Source organism: Klebsiella sp. CB_Kp196 (assembly GCF_040061575.1).
GTDB lineage: Bacteria > Pseudomonadota > Gammaproteobacteria > Enterobacterales > Enterobacteriaceae > Klebsiella > Klebsiella michiganensis.
In genome coordinates this window covers 21,646-37,774 of sequence record NZ_JBEAFH010000035.1, presented here as the reverse complement: position 1 = coordinate 37,774, position 16,129 = coordinate 21,646, and the positions used below count along the sequence as shown (strand labels likewise).

Annotated in this window: 19 protein-coding genes; 13 read left to right on the top strand and 6 right to left on the bottom strand. The window is 56.1% G+C overall.

Annotation, left to right across the window (positions count from 1 at the left end):
- Positions 1-175: 175 nt before the first annotated feature.
- Genes ftsX through ftsY form a run of 3 tightly spaced genes read right to left on the bottom strand, consistent with a single transcriptional unit; the run spans position 176 to position 3,415 of the window.
- Positions 176-1,234, bottom strand: coding sequence for a permease-like cell division protein FtsX (gene ftsX, locus ABLU87_RS09270; RefSeq protein ID WP_025106848.1), 1,059 nt, complete (start codon positions 1,232-1,234; stop codon positions 176-178).
- On the bottom strand, positions 1,227-1,895 hold the full coding sequence (gene ftsE / locus ABLU87_RS09265; protein ID WP_004106557.1) for a cell division ATP-binding protein FtsE: 669 nt from the start codon (positions 1,893-1,895) through the stop codon (positions 1,227-1,229). Before ftsE ends, ftsX begins: the two co-directional genes overlap by 8 nt.
- A 2-nt stretch (positions 1,896-1,897) precedes the next feature.
- Positions 1,898-3,415 carry a signal recognition particle-docking protein FtsY gene (gene ftsY, locus ABLU87_RS09260; RefSeq protein WP_122117643.1) on the bottom strand — a complete coding sequence of 506 codons (1,518 nt, stop codon included), beginning with the start codon at positions 3,413-3,415 and terminating at the stop codon, positions 1,898-1,900.
- Positions 3,416-3,607: 192 nt separating this feature from the next.
- On the opposite strand from ftsY, the gene rsmD reads away from it, so the two are divergent.
- Together rsmD and ABLU87_RS09250 are read left to right on the top strand one after the other, a co-directional pair.
- On the top strand, positions 3,608-4,204 hold the full coding sequence (gene rsmD, locus ABLU87_RS09255; protein ID WP_014227097.1) for a 16S rRNA (guanine(966)-N(2))-methyltransferase: 597 nt from the start codon (positions 3,608-3,610) through the stop codon (positions 4,202-4,204).
- Entirely contained in the window at positions 4,194-4,472 is a 279-nt protein-coding gene (locus tag ABLU87_RS09250; protein WP_004106574.1) for a DUF1145 family protein, read from the top strand. Before rsmD ends, ABLU87_RS09250 begins: the two co-directional genes overlap by 11 nt.
- A 14-nt stretch (positions 4,473-4,486) precedes the next feature.
- Here the strand turns inward: ABLU87_RS09250 and ABLU87_RS09245 are convergent, their stop codons facing one another.
- Positions 4,487-4,846, bottom strand: coding sequence for a DUF2500 domain-containing protein (locus ABLU87_RS09245; protein WP_025106846.1), 360 nt, complete (start codon positions 4,844-4,846; stop codon positions 4,487-4,489).
- A 142-nt stretch (positions 4,847-4,988) separates the two neighbouring features.
- Between ABLU87_RS09245 and ABLU87_RS09240 the strand changes: the two genes are divergently transcribed.
- The gene (locus ABLU87_RS09240) at positions 4,989-5,615 is read left to right on the top strand and encodes a lysoplasmalogenase (protein ID WP_004855080.1); all 627 of its coding nucleotides are present in this window, start codon (positions 4,989-4,991) and stop codon (positions 5,613-5,615) included.
- A gap of 78 nt (positions 5,616-5,693) precedes the next feature.
- Positions 5,694-7,898: a Zn(II)/Cd(II)/Pb(II) translocating P-type ATPase ZntA gene (zntA, locus tag ABLU87_RS09235; RefSeq protein ID WP_122117644.1), complete on the top strand. Its 2,205-nt coding sequence runs from the start codon at positions 5,694-5,696 to the stop codon at positions 7,896-7,898.
- 78 nt (positions 7,899-7,976) lie between these two features.
- On the opposite strand, the gene tusA is transcribed toward zntA, so the two are convergent.
- Positions 7,977-8,222, bottom strand: a complete 246-nt coding sequence (gene tusA / locus ABLU87_RS09230) for a sulfurtransferase TusA (protein ID WP_004106582.1) — start codon at positions 8,220-8,222, stop codon at positions 7,977-7,979.
- A gap of 166 nt (positions 8,223-8,388) precedes the next feature.
- Between tusA and ABLU87_RS09225 the strand changes: the two genes are divergently transcribed.
- On the top strand, positions 8,389-9,054 hold the full coding sequence (locus ABLU87_RS09225) for a 7-cyano-7-deazaguanine/7-aminomethyl-7-deazaguanine transporter (protein WP_025106844.1): 666 nt from the start codon (positions 8,389-8,391) through the stop codon (positions 9,052-9,054).
- A 73-nt stretch (positions 9,055-9,127) separates the two neighbouring features.
- Positions 9,128-9,685, top strand: a complete 558-nt coding sequence (locus tag ABLU87_RS09220) for a DcrB family lipoprotein (protein ID WP_004855087.1) — start codon at positions 9,128-9,130, stop codon at positions 9,683-9,685.
- Here the strand turns inward: ABLU87_RS09220 and ABLU87_RS09215 are convergent, their stop codons facing one another.
- The gene (locus ABLU87_RS09215) at positions 9,686-10,906 is read right to left on the bottom strand and encodes an MFS transporter (protein WP_064357712.1); all 1,221 of its coding nucleotides are present in this window, start codon (positions 10,904-10,906) and stop codon (positions 9,686-9,688) included.
- A gap of 132 nt (positions 10,907-11,038) precedes the next feature.
- On the opposite strand from ABLU87_RS09215, the gene ABLU87_RS09210 reads away from it, so the two are divergent.
- From ABLU87_RS09210 to ABLU87_RS09180, 7 genes are all read left to right on the top strand, one after another.
- On the top strand, positions 11,039-12,088 hold the full coding sequence (locus tag ABLU87_RS09210) for an AI-2E family transporter (protein WP_009654337.1): 1,050 nt from the start codon (positions 11,039-11,041) through the stop codon (positions 12,086-12,088).
- Between the two features lie 413 nt (positions 12,089-12,501).
- Positions 12,502-12,891 (top strand): hypothetical protein, encoded by a 390-nt coding sequence (locus tag ABLU87_RS09205; RefSeq protein WP_064357709.1) that lies wholly within the window; start codon positions 12,502-12,504, stop codon positions 12,889-12,891.
- 63 nt (positions 12,892-12,954) lie between these two features.
- Positions 12,955-14,016: a class I SAM-dependent methyltransferase gene (locus tag ABLU87_RS09200; protein WP_014227102.1), complete on the top strand. Its 1,062-nt coding sequence runs from the start codon at positions 12,955-12,957 to the stop codon at positions 14,014-14,016.
- A gap of 76 nt (positions 14,017-14,092) precedes the next feature.
- Positions 14,093-14,815, top strand: coding sequence for a beta-ketoacyl synthase chain length factor (locus ABLU87_RS09195; RefSeq protein WP_032694225.1), 723 nt, complete (start codon positions 14,093-14,095; stop codon positions 14,813-14,815).
- Positions 14,812-15,627, top strand: coding sequence for a lysophospholipid acyltransferase family protein (locus ABLU87_RS09190; RefSeq protein WP_032719974.1), 816 nt, complete (start codon positions 14,812-14,814; stop codon positions 15,625-15,627). Before ABLU87_RS09195 ends, ABLU87_RS09190 begins: the two co-directional genes overlap by 4 nt.
- Complete coding sequence (locus ABLU87_RS09185; RefSeq protein WP_049084044.1) at positions 15,608-15,865, top strand: phosphopantetheine-binding protein; 258 nt, start codon at positions 15,608-15,610, stop codon at positions 15,863-15,865. Before ABLU87_RS09190 ends, ABLU87_RS09185 begins: the two co-directional genes overlap by 20 nt.
- 12 nt (positions 15,866-15,877) lie before the next feature.
- Positions 15,878-16,129: an acyl carrier protein gene (locus ABLU87_RS09180; RefSeq protein ID WP_014227106.1), complete on the top strand. Its 252-nt coding sequence runs from the start codon at positions 15,878-15,880 to the stop codon at positions 16,127-16,129.

The following is a 16,129-nucleotide window of genomic DNA, read 5'->3' as shown; positions in this document are numbered from 1 at the left end:
GAGAATATCACTCACATTAGTATCAGACAGTGATTTTATCCACAAGTTCCATGCAATGATGTGAATAGATTACGCACAAAATGTGACATGGTTATGAAGTTTAGGGAAGCGTCGACAGGGACTCTTTCCCTGCAGAGAGATATTCAGTGCAGGGAAAGATTATACCAGATTTTTACTACTCGGGAGTAAAGTGACGTAAATGTTGAACGGTTGCCAGCCAGGCGGCGACCCAGCCAATCATCGAGCAAACAATCAGCATCAGCAGGCACTCGTCAAAGCCTAAGCCGCTGAGTTCAAACTGCGTGCCGAAGACTTTCGCCACTTCGGTGACCGCCGACGACAGGCGCATGACCATAATTTCCGACAGGATCAGCGACAGAAACGCGCCGGAGAACCCCAGCAGCGCCCCACCGTAAAGGAACGGACGCAGAATAAAGCCGTCGGTCGCGCCAATCAGTTTCTGCACGTTAATGGTATCGCGGCGGGCGAAGATGCTCAGACGCACGCTGTTGCCGATCACCAGGAAGACCGCCGCCACCATCAGTACGCCGATCATCGCCGAAACGCGTCCGACCAGCCCGGTCAGCGACGAGAGGCGCGCAAACCAGCTGTCATCCATACGCACTTCATCAACGCCCTGAACGTGGCTCACGCGGTCGCGCAGCGTGTTCAGCGCTTCAACGCTCTGGAAATCAATCTTCGGCACCACGATCGCCACCGCCGGCAGCGGGTTCTCTTCCAGCATATCCAGCGCGCCGCCGAAGCCTGACCAGTTGCGGAATTCGCCAAGGGCTTCATCGCGCGACAGATAGTTAACCTTCTCGACGCCCTGCTCCGCCTGCAGCTGGCCGACTACCCGCGCAGCGGCGTCGTCATCCAGCGTTTTTTCCAGATAAACAGTGATTTGCGGCGTGGGATAATACTGCGACGCCGCGGTGCTGACGTTTTTGTAGACCATGTAGCACACGCTTGGCAGGGTCAACGAAATGGCGATCACCATCACCGTCAGAAACGTCGCCAGCGGCGTGCTTTTCAGATCCTGTACCGCGCCGTGCCAGGCGTAGCGCACCTGTTCATTGAATACGTTGCTCTTGCGGGAAGCCGGATTCGGCGCCGCTTTTGGCCGCTTCGACGCATTGCGCCCGCCGCTACCGCCCGCTCCGCCCGCATTGCGGAAACGGTCGAATCGATTGCCGAATCGGCGAATGTGGTTCATTGCCTCGCGCTTATTCACCGATGTGGCCTCCATGCATATGCCCCTCGCTGAGGGACAGGACGCGGTACGGACGACTGGAGATAAGCCCCAGGTCATGCGTCGCCATCAGCACCGTCACCCCAACGCGGTTAAACTCTTCAAACAGACGTAAGATCCCTTCCGACAGCGCCTCGTCGAGGTTACCGGTCGGTTCATCCGCCAGCAGGACCGCAGGTTTGTTCACCACCGCGCGGGCGATGCCCACGCGCTGTTGTTCCCCGCCTGAAAGCTGAATCGGCAGGTTTTTCGCTTTGTCCAGCAGCCCGACTTTATCCAGCGCCGCCGAGACGCGACGACGGATATCATCCCCGCTGGCGCCGGCGATAATCAGCGGGATCGCTACATTATCGTAAACGGTTCGGTCCATCAGCAGATGGTGGTCCTGGAAAATCATGCCAATCTGACGGCGCAAAAACGGCACCTCGCGGCTCTTCAGGCGGCTAATATCATGGCCGCCGAAAAGGATTTTGCCGGCGCTGGGCCGTTCGATACCGCAGATAAGCTTCAGCAGGGTACTTTTCCCCGCGCCGGAATGGCCGGTCAGAAACGCCATCTCGCCCGCCTGCAGGTGGAACGTCACCCCCTGCAGCGCTTGTCTCCCACCGAGATAGGCTTTGCTGACTTGTTCAAAGCGAATCATTTTTAATCCTCTCGGGCAAAAAGTGCCTCAATAAAGTCGCCCGCATTAAACGGACGCAGATCTTCAATACGTTCGCCAACACCGATGTAGCGAATCGGAATACCGAACTGATCGGCAACCGAGAAGATAACCCCGCCCTTGGCGGTCCCATCCAGCTTAGTCAAGGTAATACCGGTCAGTCCAACCGCCTCATGGAACAGTTTGGCCTGGCTAATCGCGTTCTGCCCGGTGCTGGCGTCAATGGTCAGCATAACTTCATGCGGCGCATCGACATCGAGTTTTTTCATGACGCGGACAATCTTCTTCAGCTCTTCCATCAGGTGCGATTTATTCTGCAGACGACCCGCGGTATCGGCAATCAGGACGTCAATATTGCGCGCCTTCGCCGCCTGGATGGCGTCGAAAATGACCGATGCCGAATCCGCGCCGGTGTGCTGGGCAATCACCGGAATATTGTTGCGCTGCCCCCAAACCTGGAGCTGCTCAACCGCCGCCGCGCGGAAAGTATCCCCCGCCGCCAGCATCACCGACTTGCCCTGCTGCTCGAACTGACGCGCCAGCTTGCCGATGGTGGTGGTTTTACCGACGCCGTTGACGCCGACCATCAGAATCACAAACGGCGTTTTGCCTTCTACGTTCAGCGGCTCATCCACTTTCGCCAGAATATCGCCCATCTCTTCTTTCAGCAGGCCGTACAGCGCCTCGGCGTCGCGCAGCTGCTTGCGGCTGGCGTCGTTGGTAAGACGCGTGATGATCTTACGCGTGGTTTCCACGCCGACATCGGCAATCAGCAGTTGCTCTTCCAGCTCTTCAAACAGATCATCGTCGATTTTCTTACCGCGGAACAGACTGATAAATCCGGAACCGAGGTTCTGTTTAGTTTTTACCAGGCTGCGTTTGAGGCGGGCGAAGAAACCTTCTTTGGTCGGTTTTTCCTGCTCTAACGGCGTCACGACGGTTTCGTCCGGCACCACTTCAACGGCGTTTTCTGCCGCATCGGCCGCCGCCAGAGCCTGTGCTTCCAGCTCTTCATCGGTGATATCGGCCTCAGCCTCTTCTACCGTTTCGTCTGGTTCCGGCTGGTCAACGGCGGTTTCTTCAATAACTGCCGTTTCCGGTTCGGTAATGACCTCTTCCGGCGTCTGTTCAGCGACGACTTCAGCCACTACCGGCTCGGCGATGACCTCTTCCACCAGCGGCTCAGCGACCGTCTCTTCAACCGCGGGCTGCTCCGCTATCTCCTCAACCGCCGGGGAGTCGACAACCGCCTGCGGCTGTTCGCTCTCCACAACCTGCTCGGTCACCTCAACCACCTCGGCGGCAAAGGCTTCGGCATCCTGTTTCTCTGTCGCAGTGGCGTCGACCGTTTCCGGCGCAACCGCAGGCGCTTCGCTTTCCTGAGCCGGTTCTTCAACCTCTTGCTGGGCTTCTACTTTTTGTTCTGTTTCGCTTTCCTGCGCCTGTTCTTTTTGACCAAAGCCCAGCCAGGAAAAGAAGCCACGTTTTTTGTCTTTCGCCATTTGCGACTACACTCCTCGCTGTTAATTCATGGCACAGCTTCGGCCAGTAGGTAGCGGAAGCTGAAAAATGATGAAATTAGTCGGATAGTCTACCACTTAACTTAACTCGCATCACCGCCCCCGGATTAAGGTTTCGTCAACCGCCGCCGATCGTTAGAATAGCAGCCCGGAAGTTGAGACTTGAGCAAAGAGATGAAGAAACCAAACCACGCGGGCAGCGGCCAGATCCGTATTATCGGCGGGCAATGGCGGGGCCGTAAACTCCCGGTGCCGGAGAGCCCGGGTCTGCGCCCGACCACCGACCGGGTGCGCGAAACGCTATTTAACTGGCTGGCGCCGTCGATCGTTGACGCGAACTGCCTCGACTGCTTCGCCGGCAGCGGCGCGCTGGGCCTTGAAGCCCTCTCCCGCTATGCGGCCAGCGCCACGCTGCTGGAAATGGAACGCGGCGTCGCGCAGCAGCTGCAAAAAAATCTGGCGACCCTCAAAGCCAGCAACGCTAAAGTGGTCAATACCAATACTTTAGCGTTTCTTGCTCAGGCGGGCACGCCGCATCACATCGTGTTTGTCGATCCCCCGTTTCGTAAAGGACTGCTTGAAGAGACGCTAAAGCTGCTGGAAAACAACGGCTGGCTTAGCGATGAAGCGCTTGTCTACATTGAGAGTGAAGTCGAAAACGGTTTACCGCCGGTGCCGATGAACTGGCACGTCTATCGTGAAAAAGTGGCCGGACAGGTCGCCTACCGTCTCTATCAACGTGAGGCCCAAGGAGAAAACCATGCTGATTAATTTTGGCCGCTTGCTGATGCTGTGCGTGTGGGCGTTTTTATTGCTGAACCTGTTTCAACCGTTCCCAAAACCGCTGAACATCTTCGTTAACGTGGCGCTGATCTTTATGATTCTGATGCACGGCCTGCAGCTGACGCTGCTCAAGGCGACGCAGACGAAAGAGATGCCGCCGCTGGGGCGCTTCGAGCAGATTCGTATTTTCATCTTCGGCGTGTTCGAACTGGTCGCCTGGCAGAAAAAGCTCAAGGCGACCCTGAAGAAGAAGTAATGCCAGGAAAAGGTTCAGGGGTCTGGCGTAAAGCCCATAAACCGCGAACCTTTATAGCTCAGGACGCCCTTATCGCCGACGCTTAGCGCATGATACTGCGGCGCCTGCAGACGAAAAACCACTTCCAGCCCGCCGCTTTCCGGCCTGAAGCTTGCTTCATAACGCATTTCGCTACCGGCAGGCGCCACCGTCTGCTGGCGCGAACGGCGATCGTTAATCACCTTCTCCCGCTTATTGCTCACCACCACCCGTTTTTGCAACAGCGGCGCGGCATCGTTATCCATTTTTTCCCGACGCTGCTGCACATAGCGATACGACGCGGCAATCGCAATGATGGCAACGGCAACCATAAAAAACAGCGGAACTTTACTCATTCACCTTGCCCCCAGGAATTATCAGGAATAAGCATACTGTGGCTTGATTATCATTGTCATCTTCCTCTGCAAACCACTACACTGAGATTCAGTACTGTAAGTACAATCACTTACGTAATGATAACAGATACAGGGACTTACTATGCTTTGGTCATTTATTGCTGTCTGTTTCTCCGCATGGCTTTACGTCGATGCGTCCTATCGTGGGCCTGCCTGGCGTCGCTGGGTGTTTAAACCCGTCACGCTAATCCTGCTTCTGTTACTGGCCTGGCAAGCGCCGATGTTTAACGCCATCAGCTATCTGGTGCTGGCCGGGCTTTGCGCCTCGCTGGTCGGCGATGCGCTGACCCTGCTGCCGCGGCAGCGGGTAATGTACGCCGTGGGGGCGTTCTTTCTCTCGCATCTGCTCTACACCATCTGGTTTGCCAGCCAGCTGACGCTATCTTTCTTCTGGCCGCTGCCGCTGGTGCTGCTGATCCTCGGCGCGCTGCTGCTGGCGATTATCTGGACGCGTCTGGAAGAAATGCGGATGCCGGTGTTTACCTTTATCGCGATGACGCTGGTGATGGTCTGGCTGGCCGGGGAGCTGTGGTTCGCCCGCCCGACGGATACCGCCCTGTCCGGCTTCGCTGGCGCGGCATCCCTGCTGCTCGGCAACGCGGTCTGGCTCATCAGCCATTATCGCCGCCGCTTCCGCGCTGACAACGCGATCTCCTCGGCATTTTACTTCGCCGGGCACTTCCTGATCGTCCGCGCGCTCTATTTGTAATTAAGCGCTTGACTCTGGAGTCGACTCCAGAGTGTATCCTGCGGGTAATGAGAAAATTATCATTACCCGGAGGGTCCTATGTCGGCTCCAGAATCGCAGGATAAAAAAGTCCCACACTTCTCATCGTTAAAATTTACCCCTGCCGCGCAGCCTGCGGAAAGCTGCTGCGCGGACCACGCCTGCAGCAGCGAAACCGCCGCTGAAAACGATGCGCTGAGTCACGCGCGCTTTAGCTGGCTGGTAGAAGGCATGGACTGCGCGGCCTGCGCCCGCAAGGTCGAAACCGCCGTTCGCCAGGTGCCGGGGGTCAGCCAGGTGCAGGTACTGTTCGCCACCGAAAAGCTGCTGGTCAACGCCGAGGGCAATGTCCGCCCGCAGATCGAAAGCGCCGTGCGCGCCGCGGGCTATCAGCTGCGTGATGAAAATGCGCCACGGGCAGAGGAGCCCACCTCGTGGCTGCGCGAGAATCTGCCGCTCCTCACCCTCGTCGCCATGATGGCGCTCAGCTGGGGGCTGGAGCAGTTCAGCCCGCCTCTGGGCGAAATCGCCTTCATCGCAACTACGCTGGTCGGCCTGTGGCCGGTCGCCCGGCAAGCAATACGCCTGATCAAAAGCGGAAGCTGGTTCGCCATTGAAACCCTGATGAGCGTCGCAGCCATCGGCGCGCTGTTTATCGGTGCCACCGCCGAAGCGGCGATGGTCCTGCTGCTGTTCTTAATCGGCGAACGTCTTGAGGGCTGGGCCGCCAGCCGCGCGCGACAAGGCGTCAGCGCCTTGATGGCGCTGAAACCCGACACGGCAATCCGCGTGCGCGACGGCGTGCGTGAAACCGTAGCCCAGCGCGACCTGCGTCCCGGCGACGTGATTGAAGTCGCCGCCGGAGGCCGCCTGCCCGCCGATGGCCAGCTGCTCTCGCCCTTCGCCAGCTTCGATGAGAGCGCGCTAACCGGTGAATCCGTTCCGGTGGAGCGTAACGCCGGGGAACGCGTGGCGGCCGGCGCGACCAGCGTCGATCGTCTGGTACAGCTGACGGTGATCTCCGAGCCGGGCGACAGCGCTATCGATCGCATCCTTAAGCTGATTGAAGAAGCGGAAGAGCGCCGCGCGCCGATTGAGCGCTTTATCGATCGCTTTAGCCGCATCTATACCCCGGCGATTATGGTCGTCGCGCTGCTGGTGGCCATTGTTCCGCCGCTGCTGTTTGCGGGCGCATGGCTGCCGTGGATCTATAAAGGTTTAACGCTGCTGCTGATTGGCTGTCCGTGCGCGCTGGTGATCTCAACCCCGGCGGCGATTACCTCCGGGCTGGCGGTGGCGGCGCGTCGCGGCGCGCTGATTAAAGGCGGCGCGGCGCTGGAGCAGCTGGGCCGCGTGCGCCAGGTGGCGTTTGATAAAACCGGCACCCTGACCATCGGCCAGCCGCGCGTCACCGCGGTGATGACGACCGCAGACATCGGCGAAAACGATCTGCTGGCGCTGGCGGCCGCCGTGGAGCAAGGCTCCAGCCACCCGTTAGCCCAGGCCATCGTACGTGAGGCGGAGCAGCGCCAGCTGGTCATTCCACCGGCAAGCGGCCAGCGCGCGCTGGCCGGATCCGGCATTGAGGCGCAGGTTGAAGGACGTCAGGTGCTGATTTGCGCCGCGGGTAAAAATCGCGATCCACAGTACGATGAACCTATTCAGCAGCTGGAAAGCGCGGGGCAAACCGTGGTGCTGGTGATGCGCGATGAGGCGCTGCTGGGGATTGTGGCGCTGCGCGATACGCTACGCGATGATGCTCGCCAGGCGGTGGATGAACTCCATCAGTTAGGCGTTCAGGGAATCATACTGACCGGCGACAATCCGCGCGCGGCGGCGGCTATCGCCAGCGAACTGGGGCTGGCGTTCCGCGCCGGGCTGCTGCCTGCGGATAAAGTGCAGGCGGTGATGGCGCTTAATACCCAGTCGCCGCTGGCCATGGTCGGCGACGGGATCAACGACGCGCCGGCGATGAAAGCGGCGACCATTGGCATCGCGATGGGCAGCGGCACCGACGTCGCTCTGGAGACCGCCGATGCGGCATTGACCCACAACCGCCTCACCGGACTGGCGCAGATGATTTCGCTGGCGCGCGCCACTCACGCCAATATCCGGCAGAATATCGCTATCGCGCTGGGTCTGAAGGGGATTTTCCTCGTCACCACCCTGCTCGGCCTCACCGGCCTGTGGCTGGCGGTGCTGGCGGATACCGGGGCGACGGTGCTGGTCACCGCTAACGCGCTGCGGCTGCTACGTAAGAAGTAGGGACAATACCCGGGGGCGGCGCTTGACGCGCCTTGCCCGGGCTACAGGTTCGTGCGGTCTGGTTTTTTGTAGCCTTGCTCAGTGGCTTTTACGGATCAGATAGCGGTACGGCAGCGCCTCGGTTTCCTGCGCCAGCAGCTCATGCTCCATAAAACGGCAGAAACCGGGAATATCGCGGGTCGTCGCCGGATCGTCGGCCACGATTAGCAGCGTCTCGCCCACCGGCATCGTACGCACTGTCTTGCGCACCATCATCACCGGTTCCGGGCAACGAAGCCCCTGCGCATCAAGCGTATGGTCAGGGCTGGAGAAAAGTTCGCTCATTTTCATCTCACATTAACAAAACGGCCCTAGTTTACCCCCAGTTCGCCAGTACGCAAGCCAGGTTAACGTTTGCGCGAAAAACAACCATTGCAATACGCTCGCAACGCAGTATCATGCAGCCGTTTTTATTGGGTTCCCTCACCCCAACCACTAAAAAGGTCACAATATGAGTCCGTTTACTACCGTACAGCGTAAAAAAGCGCTGATCTGGCTATCGCTTTTCCATCTGCTGGTCATCACTTCCAGTAACTATCTGGTGCAGCTGCCGATCTCCATCTTTGGTTTTCATACCACCTGGGGCGCGTTCAGCTTTCCGTTTATTTTCCTCGCCACCGACCTGACGGTGCGGATTTTCGGCGCTCCGCTGGCGCGACGCATTATCCTCGCGGTCATGATCCCGGCGCTGGTTATCTCCTACGGGGTTTCCGCGCTGTTCTATATGGGCGAGTGGCAGGGGTTTGCCGCATTAACCAGCTTTAACCTGTTTGTCGCCCGTATCGCCGCCGCCAGCTTTATGGCCTACGCGCTGGGGCAAATCCTCGACGTCCACGTCTTTAACCGCCTGCGTCAAAACCGCCGCTGGTGGCTGGCGCCCACGGCATCCACCCTTTTTGGTAACGTCAGCGATACGCTGGCCTTCTTCTTTATCGCCTTCTGGCGCAGCCCGGACCCGTTTATGGCGGCGCACTGGGGCGAAATCGCCATCGTCGACTACTGCTTCAAGGTGCTGATTAGCATCGTATTCTTCCTGCCGATGTACGGCATGTTGTTGAATATGCTGCTGAAAAAACTGGCAGATAAATCTGATTTATCCGCATTGCAGCCAGGTTAAGAGTACTCACGAAACGATGTGATAAGATAAGCGAATGAGCCGTTAATGGCCGTTTATCGAAAGGAAGATGTCAATGCGCAATTTGGTTAAATATGTCGGTATTGGCCTGCTGGTTGTAGGTCTTGCGGCCTGTGATAACAGCGATACAAAAACGCCGACTGCCGGGGCTGCTGCGGAAAGCAACGCCAGCGGGCAACCTATTAGTCTGCTGGATGGCAAACTGAGCTTCTCCCTGCCAGCCGGTATGACCGACCAGAGCGGCAAGCTGGGCACCCAGGCCAACAATATGCACGTCTATTCTGATGCCACCGGCCAGAAAGCGGTGATCGTGATTGTGGGTGACAATACCAACGAGGAGCTGGCGGTGATGAGCCAGCGTCTGGAAGAGCAGCAGCGCAGCCGCGACCCGCAGCTGCAGGTCGTGAGCAATAAATCCATTGAGATCAAAGGCCACACGCTGCAACAGCTGGACAGCATCATCTCCGCCAAGGGTCAGACCGCCTGGTCTTCCGTCCTTCTCGGCAAGGTTGATGACAAACTGCTGACGCTGCAAATCACATTGCCAGCGGATAACCAGCAGCAGGCGCAGACCGAAGCGGAAAACATTATCAACACCCTCGTCATCCAGTAACTACTGACCTGACGCCGCGGCCTCCGGTTCATCGACCGGGGGCCGTTTTTTTAACCGCCATCCCAGCAGCAGCGCCACCGCAACCAGCCCCGCCGTCGCCAGATAGATCGATGAAATGCCCGCCCACGCCATCAGCAGCCCGGCGAGCGGACCGGTGATCCCCAGCGAGAGATCCATAAATACCGTATAGGTTGCCAGCGCCGACCCCTGGTTCTGCTGCGGTACGGCCTTCACCGCCACCACGCCAAGCGCCGGGAACACCAGCGAAAAACCGGCTCCGGCAAAGAAAGTGCCGATTTTCGCCATCAGCGGCGTCTCCGCCAGGCCCACTAACAGCAGCCCAATAATCTCGACGACAAAACAGAGCATCGCCACGTTCAGCCCGCCGAGGCGGTTAATTCCGTTGGGGAACAGCAGCCGGGTGCCGACAAAGGCGCAGCTAAACAGCGTCAGGGCGAAGGCCGCGCCGTCCCAGCCTTTAGCATCATAAAACAGAGTGATAAAGGTGGCGATAACGCCAAAACCCGCCGAAGCCAGGGCCAGCGCCATGCCGTAGAGCCAGACGCGCCCCAGCACCGCGCGAAACGACATCGCTTTACCCTTGCCCGCTTTGACCGCCGCCCGCGGCAACGCGCACAGCACGGCCACCAGCGCGACCGCCATAATGGTCAACGCCAGCCCGTGCAGGCCAATCAGCGAGTAACAGAGCACGCCGAGCGGCGCGCCCATCGCCATCGCTCCGTAGGTGACAATGCCGTTCCAGGAAATGACCCGCCCGATATGCAGCGAACCGACTACCCCGACGCCCCACAGCGTTGAGCCGGTTCCCGCGAAGCTCTGCCCGATGCCGAGGATAATCCGGCCAAGGCACAGCAGCGCCAGGCTAACCACGGGCAAGCCGCCGAAGAGCGCCGCCAGCAGATAGCCGAGTCCGCTAAGAAAGCAGCCGCACAGGCCGAAAATGACGATCTTTTTTGGCCCCAGCAGATCGGCATAGCGCCCGGCGTGAGGGCGGCTGAGCAGCGTAGCGAAGTACTGGAGGCTAATCACCAGCCCGGCCCAAAAGGCGCTAAACCCCATCACATCATGAACGTAGCCGGGCAATACCGCCAGCGGCAGGCCAATGGTCAGGTAGCTGGCAAAGTTAAAAATCACGACAGAGACAATCCGCAGATTGAGGCGCAATCCATTAAGCGCCGGTTCGGCGACGGTTTCGGGCATCGGGTTCCACCAGATTTTTACAACTGTGTTTCATTTCTACCACGCCACACGTTATAAATCAGCAGCCAGATTAGGATTCCTGGCAGCAAGCCAGCCGCTACACTTAATGAAAATCATAGAAAGGAAGAGTGAATGACAACCCCTCAGCCCGATAAAACGGGCATGCATATTCTGCTCAAACTGGCGTCACTGGTGGTTATCCTCGCCGGTATTCACGCCGCGGCAGATATCATCGTGCAGCTATTACTGGCGCTGTTCTTCGCCATTGTCCTCAACCCGCTGGTCACCTGGTTTATTCGCCGCGGCGTGCGTCGCCCGGTCGCCATTACTATCGTGGTGGTGGTGATGCTGATCGTGCTCACCGCGTTAATTGGCGTACTGGCCGCGTCGGTTAACGAATTTGTCGCCATGATGCCAAAATATAATAAAGAGCTGACGGCAAAAGTCCTGCGGCTGCAGGAGGCGCTGCCCTTTTTGCATATTCATATGTCCCCGGAGCGTATGCTGCAACGCATAGACTCCGACAAGCTGATGACGTTCACGACCACCCTGATGACCGGGCTGTCCGGCGCCATGGCCAGCGTCGTTCTGCTGGTTATGACGGTGGTATTTATGCTTTTTGAAGTCCGGCATGTGCCCTATAAACTCCGTTTTGCCCTCAACAACCCGCAAATCCACATCGCCGGTCTTCATCGGGCGTTAAAAGGCGTTTCGCATTATCTGGCGCTGAAAACGCTGCTCAGCCTGTGGACCGGGGTGATTATCTGGTTAGGGCTGATGCTAATGGGGGTGCAGTTTGCGCTGATGTGGGGCGTGCTGGCTTTTCTGCTGAACTATGTGCCTAACATTGGCTCGGTGATTTCCGCCGTCCCGCCGATGATCCAGGCGTTACTTTTTAACGGATATTATGAATGCCTGCTGGTCGGCGCACTCTTTTTAGTCGTGCACATGATTATCGGCAATATTCTCGAACCCCGCATGATGGGCCACCGGCTGGGCATGTCTACGCTGGTGGTTTTCCTCTCGTTGCTGGTCTGGGGATGGCTGCTTGGCCCGGTGGGAATGCTGCTGTCGGTACCGTTAACCAGCGTGTGTAAAATATGGATGGAGACCACCAGGGGCGGCAGTAAGTTAGCCATCCTGCTCGGGCCCGGGCGCCCCAAAAGCAGGCTACCGGGCTAGCTGATCTTGTCGTATCAATGCATCCGTATACCCGTATTTAAAAAAGCGGGTATGCGGGAAATACGTTATTCAGATAAGCTTCATAGATAAATCACAACAGAACACTATTCACCTGCTATTTATTTTCAACTTTTTCGCTACAGAGCAGAAACATCCCTCCTTTGATTATATTCATTGATAGAGCATATTAATTTAATTATACTTTTGCACCGGCCTCTAACAAGCGGCCTCCATTATTCGTCTTGACAATAAAAAACCATTAACATCAGAGTCTCCATCTATCTGAACGACTTAAAAGCAGACAAACACACGAATTAATGTAGAATAAAAACGATAGCCGCATAACATCTACGTATCAATATTTCCAACACGATATATTATTTTTTTAACCAATAAAATGATAGGGAGTATTCATGAAAAAAATAATTCACTGGGTTGCCGCCGCAACGATTATCGGTGCTCTGGCAGGCTGTGCCCGTACAGCGCCCATTGAACAAATCCATACAACAGTAAGCGCAGGCCATACCGAAGCCGAGGTTAAAAATGCAATCATCAAGGCAGGTGCCCAGAGAGAATGGATTATGTCAGACGCTGGGCCGGGGGTGATCAATGCCCGCCAACAAATACGCGACCATATTGCTGAAATTAAAATTAACTATTCCGCAACCAGCTATTCCATCAACTATGCCAGCAGCATTAACCTGATGGCCTCCGGTGGAAAAATTCATAGAAACTATAACCGCTGGGTGCACAACCTTGATAAAGATATTCAAATTACCCTTGCTGCGGACTCAGCTCGGTAAATGAACTCTCTTTGGGCCAATAACGGCCCGTTCCCCCACTAAACTGTAAAGGCTGTGTCAATCGTGTACAAAAAGGACACTCTCAGCGCACTGGATGCTATTACCGAAGCGCAGCGGATTGCTTTTGCCCCCATGCTTTTTCAAACTGCATTATGCCTACGCAACTCAGGCGTACTAGATTACCTCGACCATCAAGGTAAACTCGGTGCGACGCTGGAGGCTATTTGTGAGCATTGCGAGGTAAATGAATACGCCGTCAGCGTATTGCTGGATATGGGATTAAGTGGACGTATCCTTACTCATAAAGGAGAGTGCTATTATCTCGCTAAAGTAGGACATTTCTTACTTCATGATACAATGACCCGGGTAAATATGGATTTCACACAGGATGTTTGTTATCAGGGATTGTTTTTTCTGGAAAATGCGCTCCAGGAAGGAAAGCCAACCGGGTTAAAAGTATTTGGCGACTGGCCCACGATTTATCCAGCCCTGGCACAGTTACCGCAGGCGGCGCGTAAAAGCTGGTTCGCTTTTGATCATTACTATTCTGACGGGGCATTCAATGCTGCACTGCCGTATGTATTCGCCAGCCAGCCCGCAACCCTGTACGATGTAGGCGGAAATACCGGAAAGTGGGCTTTACGCTGCTGTCAGTATGATGAAAATATCGCGGTAACGTTATTAGATTTGCCTCAACAAATTGCACTGGCTCGTGAAAATATAGAAAATGCAGGCCTTACCCACCGCATCGATTTCCATGCTGTGGATATGCTGAGCGACGCGCACCTTCCCGGGGAAGCGGATGTCTGGTGGATGAGTCAATTTCTTGACTGCTTTTCACCAGAACAAATTATCACCATGCTCAGTAACGTGGCGCGCGTGATGAAACCCGGCGCTCGCCTGTGCATTCTGGAACTGTTCTGGGACGCGCAGAAATTTGAAGCTGCATCTTTCAGTCTGAATGCGTCTTCGCTCTATTTTACCTGCATGGCCAACGGTTACAGCCGGTTCTACAGCGTCGACAAGTTTTATCGCTATCTGGAAATGGCAGGATTCCAGGTAGAACAACGTCAGGATAATTTAGGCGTTGGGCATACCTTATTGATATGCCAGAAAATAAAATAACAAAGCAGCGTTACTCGCTGTTTTGGCGTTCAATTTAACGCCAGCAAAATCATTGATTGATCGCGGACGCGAGCGGATGACATTTTCATTTAACATAATTGACTGGCAAGCCATGGCTCCTGGGGTCAGTGGCACCGAACAGTGGCAAAAGTGGTCACGGCATTTGCACGCCATCGACCCCACGGCACCGTTGGCTAAGCTCAGCGAGCTGCCAATGATGACGGCCCGCCGGCTCAGCTCCGGTAGTAAGCTGGCAGTCGAGTGCGGGCTGGCAATACTCCGTCGCCATGAGATAGATGCTGTTGTGTACACCAGCCGCCACGGAGAGCTGGAGCGTAACTACCGGATCCTGCACGCGCTGGCGACAGAGCAGGCGCTCTCTCCAACCGATTTCGCCTTATCCGTGCATAACTCCGCCGTAGGTAATCTGACTATCGCCGCGAAAAAGCCGATCGTTTCATCGTCGCTCTCCGCCGGCCGCGATACTTTCCAGCAGGGATTGTATGAAGTCATGGGTCTGCTGAATGCGGGGTACCAGCGTATTTTAATAGTCGATTTCGACGGTTTCCTGCCTGTTTTTTATCACCCGCAGCTACCACCTTTGATGCCCACCTGGCCCTATGCAACGGCGTGGATTATTGAGGCTGGTAGCGAATGGCAGTGTAAAACCCAACGCTGCGAGGTTGGCGAGGAGAGCGAGCTACCGCAAAGTTTGCTGTTTTTACAACACTATTTGCAGAATACCAGCACATTCACCATCCCCGGTGAGCGCGTGCAGTGGCAGTGGTGCCGCTCATGAATAGTATGCTACCCAAGCTAAACCGTCTTTGGCGAGCGGCAATGACCGGCTTTTGTTTCGCGCTTTTCGGGCTTGGCGGGCTGCTGCTCTCGCTTGTCTGGTTTAATCTGCTGCTGGCAACGATTCGCGACAAAGCCCGTCGCCGTCGACTCGCACGGCGCAGCATTTCAGCCAGTTTCCGATTCTTTCTCACCGTGGTAAAAGCCGTTGGTGTACTCGATTTTCGCATTGAAGGCGGCGACGTTTTGCGCCAGGAGCGCGGTTGCTTGATCGTCGCCAACCACCCTAGCCTGATCGATTATGTCATGCTCGCTTCAGTAATGCCCGAAACAGACTGCCTGGTGAAGAGCGCGCTGCTGAAAAATCCGTTTCTCAGCGGCGTTATTCGCGCGGCGGATTATCTGATTAACGATCAGGCTGATGCCCTGCTTCCGGCCAGCAGCCAGCGTTTACAACAGGGTGACACCATTTTGATTTTTCCCGAGGGAACGCGCACGTTACCTGGCGAAAAAATGACGCTACAGCGCGGTGCGGCCAATATCGCGGTTCGCTGCGGTAGCGATTTGCGCGTAGTCGTTATCCGCTGTACCGAGCATATGCTGGGCAAACAGAGCAAGTGGTATGATGCTCCGCCAACGAAACCACGCTTTACCATTGCGGTTGGTGAGCGGCTACAAATCAACCAATTTTACGATGCAAACATACAAGAACCGGCGCTGGCGGCAAGGCAGTTAAACCGGCATATTTTGCTTCAATTACAATCAGGTACTACGCCTGGCACAGGAATTAATGATGCAAGCGCTCTATCTTGAAATTAAAAATCTGATCATAAATACACTGAACCTGGACGAACTGTCCGTTGACGATATCGAAACCGAAGCGGCGCTGTTTGGCGATGGTTTGGGCCTGGACTCAATCGATGCTCTGGAACTGGGTCTGGCAGTGAAAAACCAGTACGGTGTGGCGCTGTCCGCCGAGAGTGAAGAGATGCGTCAGCACTTTTTCTCCGTTGCCACGCTGGCATCTTTCATTCACGCGCAACGTACCTGAGGAGACGCCGTTATGACCGCACAAAACGCCATTTACGAAGAAGTCTCCGCGCTGCTGATTAAGCTGTTCGAAGTCGACGCGCAGGCAATTCAACCTGAAGCGCGCCTGTACGAGGATCTGGAGCTGGATAGCATCGACGCAGTCGACATGATCGTACATCTTCAAAAGAAAACCGGTAAGAAAATCAAGCCGGAAGAGTTTAAAGCCGTTCGTACCGTGCAGGATGTCGTCGATGCGGTAGAACGCCTGCTCAAAGAAGCATAA

Excerpts from the sequence above, each read along its gene's own strand:
- ftsE (WP_004106557.1), bottom strand. The coding sequence starts at position 1,895 with ATGATTCGCTTTGAACAAGTCAGCAAAGCCTATCTCGGTGGGAGACAA.
- ftsY (WP_122117643.1), bottom strand. The coding sequence starts at position 3,415 with ATGGCGAAAGACAAAAAACGTGGCTTCTTTTCCTGGCTGGGCTTTGGT.
- rsmD (WP_014227097.1), top strand. The coding sequence starts at position 3,608 with ATGAAGAAACCAAACCACGCGGGCAGCGGCCAGATCCGTATTATCGGC.
- ABLU87_RS09250 (WP_004106574.1), top strand. The coding sequence starts at position 4,194 with ATGCTGATTAATTTTGGCCGCTTGCTGATGCTGTGCGTGTGGGCGTTT.
- ABLU87_RS09245 (WP_025106846.1), bottom strand. The coding sequence starts at position 4,846 with ATGAGTAAAGTTCCGCTGTTTTTTATGGTTGCCGTTGCCATCATTGCG.
- ABLU87_RS09240 (WP_004855080.1), top strand. The coding sequence starts at position 4,989 with ATGCTTTGGTCATTTATTGCTGTCTGTTTCTCCGCATGGCTTTACGTC.
- zntA (WP_122117644.1), top strand. The coding sequence starts at position 5,694 with ATGTCGGCTCCAGAATCGCAGGATAAAAAAGTCCCACACTTCTCATCG.
- tusA (WP_004106582.1), bottom strand. The coding sequence starts at position 8,222 with ATGAGCGAACTTTTCTCCAGCCCTGACCATACGCTTGATGCGCAGGGG.
- ABLU87_RS09225 (WP_025106844.1), top strand. The coding sequence starts at position 8,389 with ATGAGTCCGTTTACTACCGTACAGCGTAAAAAAGCGCTGATCTGGCTA.
- ABLU87_RS09220 (WP_004855087.1), top strand. The coding sequence starts at position 9,128 with ATGCGCAATTTGGTTAAATATGTCGGTATTGGCCTGCTGGTTGTAGGT.
- ABLU87_RS09215 (WP_064357712.1), bottom strand. The coding sequence starts at position 10,906 with ATGCCCGAAACCGTCGCCGAACCGGCGCTTAATGGATTGCGCCTCAAT.
- ABLU87_RS09210 (WP_009654337.1), top strand. The coding sequence starts at position 11,039 with ATGACAACCCCTCAGCCCGATAAAACGGGCATGCATATTCTGCTCAAA.
- ABLU87_RS09205 (WP_064357709.1), top strand. The coding sequence starts at position 12,502 with ATGAAAAAAATAATTCACTGGGTTGCCGCCGCAACGATTATCGGTGCT.
- ABLU87_RS09195 (WP_032694225.1), top strand. The coding sequence starts at position 14,093 with ATGACATTTTCATTTAACATAATTGACTGGCAAGCCATGGCTCCTGGG.
- ABLU87_RS09190 (WP_032719974.1), top strand. The coding sequence starts at position 14,812 with ATGAATAGTATGCTACCCAAGCTAAACCGTCTTTGGCGAGCGGCAATG.
- ABLU87_RS09185 (WP_049084044.1), top strand. The coding sequence starts at position 15,608 with ATGCAAGCGCTCTATCTTGAAATTAAAAATCTGATCATAAATACACTG.
- ABLU87_RS09180 (WP_014227106.1), top strand. The coding sequence starts at position 15,878 with ATGACCGCACAAAACGCCATTTACGAAGAAGTCTCCGCGCTGCTGATT.